We start from the raw sequence: 3049 nt of genomic DNA, 5'->3' as shown, positions 1-3049 counted from the left end.
GCTTAAAATAATACTTTTGAAGTATGCATCCATTTGGTCTCAGCAAGACATAACAGGACACCAATTTTGATACAATGCGTATCTTGATTGGTGTCCGTTTTCTTTATCCGAAAGTCCTTGTTTAATGGGATTTGTCAACACAATTTAACGAAAGCAGGCAATAAAGCTCGCAAAGGAGATTGGCACCAAGGCAGCAGATGAGCTGCGCATCCCCAAAGGGACGCTGGTGACGTGGGTGCAAAAAGGCGCGGATTGGGGAAATAGACACAGGTGCAGGCTCACGTACACCAGGAGAGTCACTTACTATCGCACAGCAGCTTCAGGCAGCAAACAAGCGGATCAAAGAGTTTGAAAAGAAAAAACCGTGAGCTTGAAGAGCTTAATGAATTTCTGGAGAAAGCATCTGCTTTTTTCACCGCGAACCGTCGGAAGTCTGGAAAGAAGAACGGTTAAAGTTCATTTTCAAAACGTTAATTTTCATTTACTGCGTCACACATACGCTACTGTTTGTATTGAGAATGGCTTTGATGCTAAAACTGTCAGCGAGTTGCTAGGTCATTCTAATGTTAATATTACACTTAACCGCTATGTTCACTCATCGCTTGATACAAAAAAAGAAATATGTTGAAAAACTCAATTTTGTAGCTTAAAAGTTTTTAGCCGTCAGAAACATCTTATTGGTAGTAAATAATGCATGATTTTACGTTGATTTTTTGCCTTTTTGCCTGTAGGTGCAGATTTTGCGAAAAAATTATATTTTGTTTTGTAAACTATTATACCAGAAAATTGATAAAATATGTATTGATTTTCTGATAAATGTTTGGTATAATGGCGAATAAAGGCGGTGATCGTATGATCAGAGTTGCAATTTGTGATGATGATAAACATATGCAGGAAAGTTTATCAAAGTATTTGTTAGATTATTCAATGCAATGTGACAGAGAAATTGATCATGCAGAATTTGATACTTGTGAGGAATTAATGGACGAGTATCTCAAGGGGAACTCGTTTGATGTTATATTGCTCGATATTGAATTTAAAAATAATGAGGAAAAACAAATGAATGGTATTGAGCTTGGAAAAAGATTGCGTGGACTGTATGCCAATGACAACACTGCTATTGTTTATGTGACATCTTATGGCGAGTATGCTATTGACTCCATTAAAATAAGGCCCTATGATTATATAAAAAAGCCAATTACCTATGAAAGAATAGTTGAATTTTTTGAAACTTATTATTTGGATCAGGCTAAGAGAAAAAAGGTGTTTGAATATACTGCACATAAAGTCAAAAACAGTATCATAGTATCTAATATTTGTTATTTTGAGAGTCAGGGCAGAACAATAGTGATACATACTATTACGAATCAATACACCTTTTACGGAAAATTATCTAATCTGCTTGACAATGAAAGTTTAAGTGATTTTATCAGTATTCATAAATCGTATTTAGTAAATAAGAATTATATTGAAAGATTCACTTCACATTCAGTCGTCCTTATTGGCATAGACCGAGTGGAATTGCCGATAAGCCCTAATAAGAAAATGGAGGTCAGTGAACAGCTGTTGAAAGAATGATATGACTACTTTATTTTATTTGTTTTCAAATGTGTTTCACATATATGCCACTTATCAGTTTTCCAATGTGTTTTTACAAAAGAAAAAAGAGTCGGCAAAATCAGATATTGTCCTGTTTACACTTTATTACATTATAAATAGCTGTGCGTATTTGGCCTTTGACAATCGATTGATTACGATTCTGTCAAACATTATACCATTTATTCTTATATTTTTGTACTATAAAGTATCGTTATTTAAGTCTTTGTTGTCAGCATTTGTGTTATGTGTTTTTTCCATTGTAGTAGATACAGCGGTTGTTGCTATACAGTCTTTACTCAATATAAACTCTGTTTTTTTTGATGAGGGATTTGTATCAAATATTGTGTTTCTAACACTTGTAAATATCATAGCTAAGAGCTATTTTAAATACAGCGATCAAATTGTAAAATTACCAATAATGTATTATATTACTGTGATATTTGTTCCGCTTGGCAGTATAATGGTTGGTTACTTTGTCGCAAAAGATCTCAATGTCATATCGTTGATTTTAAGCGTTATCATATTATTGATGAACATAGTTATTCTTTACCTTTATGATAATTTGGTAAATATGTTTTCCCAGCAATATGAAACTGACGTTATTGAGCAGCAAAACAAGGCATATCTTAATCAGTTGCATTTAATGCAGGAATCTCAGATGAAGATAAGATTTTTAAAGCATGATATGAAAAATCATATTATCAATATGCAAAGTTTGCTTAGTGCTGAGAAATACGATCAGCTTAAAGATTACCTTGCTGAAACCAATGATTATATTTATAGTAATAATGTTATTATTGACTCAGGAAATGAAACGATCGACAGTGTTCTGAATTACAAATTGGCACCGTTAGAGAACAACAGCGTTGAAAAAAGTTATCATGTTGTTCTTCCTGAGCAAATTCTTATTAGTTCATTTGATTTAAATATTGTTATTTGTAATCTGATAGATAATGCACTTGAAGCGTTAAGCCTCCTAGGAGAGAACGATGAAAAGAAGATAACTATCGATATTGTTTATAAGCAGGGTTACATTAAAATATTAGTAGGAAATTCATTTGACGGAATTATACACAAGGATAAAAGGACAAGAAAAAATGATGAGATAAATCATGGAATAGGGTTAAAGAGTGTTCAAAATATCGCGGAAAAATATGGAGGACTTTTAAAAACTAATGTATCTGATAACTGGTTTGAAACATCAGTGATAATGTATGAAAAATAGAGGTAACAATAAGTTACCTCTATTTTTTTTACAAAAAAGACGTTCTTTTTGACATTTACGGTTTTGTATTCTTATATTATGTATAATCAAGTCATAACTTGTTATGAAAGGAATAAAATCATATGAAAAGAAATTTAATGAAACTCAGCACAAGAATGGGTAAGGTGTTTGCTGCGTTGGCACTTTTGGTTACTGTATCAAACGTGAATTCTACATGCCTTTTCA

The 3049-nt window shown here is 32.6% G+C and carries 3 protein-coding genes and 1 pseudogene; all 4 read left to right on the top strand.

The features are described 5' to 3' along the window. Nucleotides 1-472: 472 nt before the first annotated feature. Nucleotides 473-628 (top strand): annotated as a pseudogene (locus QVO88_RS12350) (tyrosine-type recombinase/integrase); the annotation flags it as partial. 224 nt (nucleotides 629-852) lie between these two features. Next, nucleotides 853-1578 carry a LytTR family DNA-binding domain-containing protein gene (locus tag QVO88_RS07785; protein WP_022287933.1) on the top strand — a complete coding sequence of 242 codons (726 nt, stop codon included), beginning with the start codon at nucleotides 853-855 and terminating at the stop codon, nucleotides 1576-1578. A gap of 1 nt (nucleotide 1579) precedes the next feature. Further along, the gene (locus tag QVO88_RS07780; protein ID WP_022287932.1) at nucleotides 1580-2824 is read left to right on the top strand and encodes a sensor histidine kinase; all 1245 of its coding nucleotides are present in this window, start codon (nucleotides 1580-1582) and stop codon (nucleotides 2822-2824) included. A 122-nt stretch (nucleotides 2825-2946) separates the two neighbouring features. Further along, nucleotides 2947-3049: AgrD family cyclic lactone autoinducer peptide (locus QVO88_RS12345; RefSeq protein ID WP_369678566.1), on the top strand; the 103-nt coding region annotated here is incomplete at its 3' end.

This window comes from Ruminococcus sp. CAG:57, assembly GCF_000435935.1.
GTDB lineage: Bacteria > Bacillota > Clostridia > Oscillospirales > Ruminococcaceae > Hominimerdicola > Hominimerdicola aceti.
The sequence above is the reverse complement of the archived record's forward strand: the minus strand, read 5'-3'. Positions and strand labels throughout refer to the sequence as shown.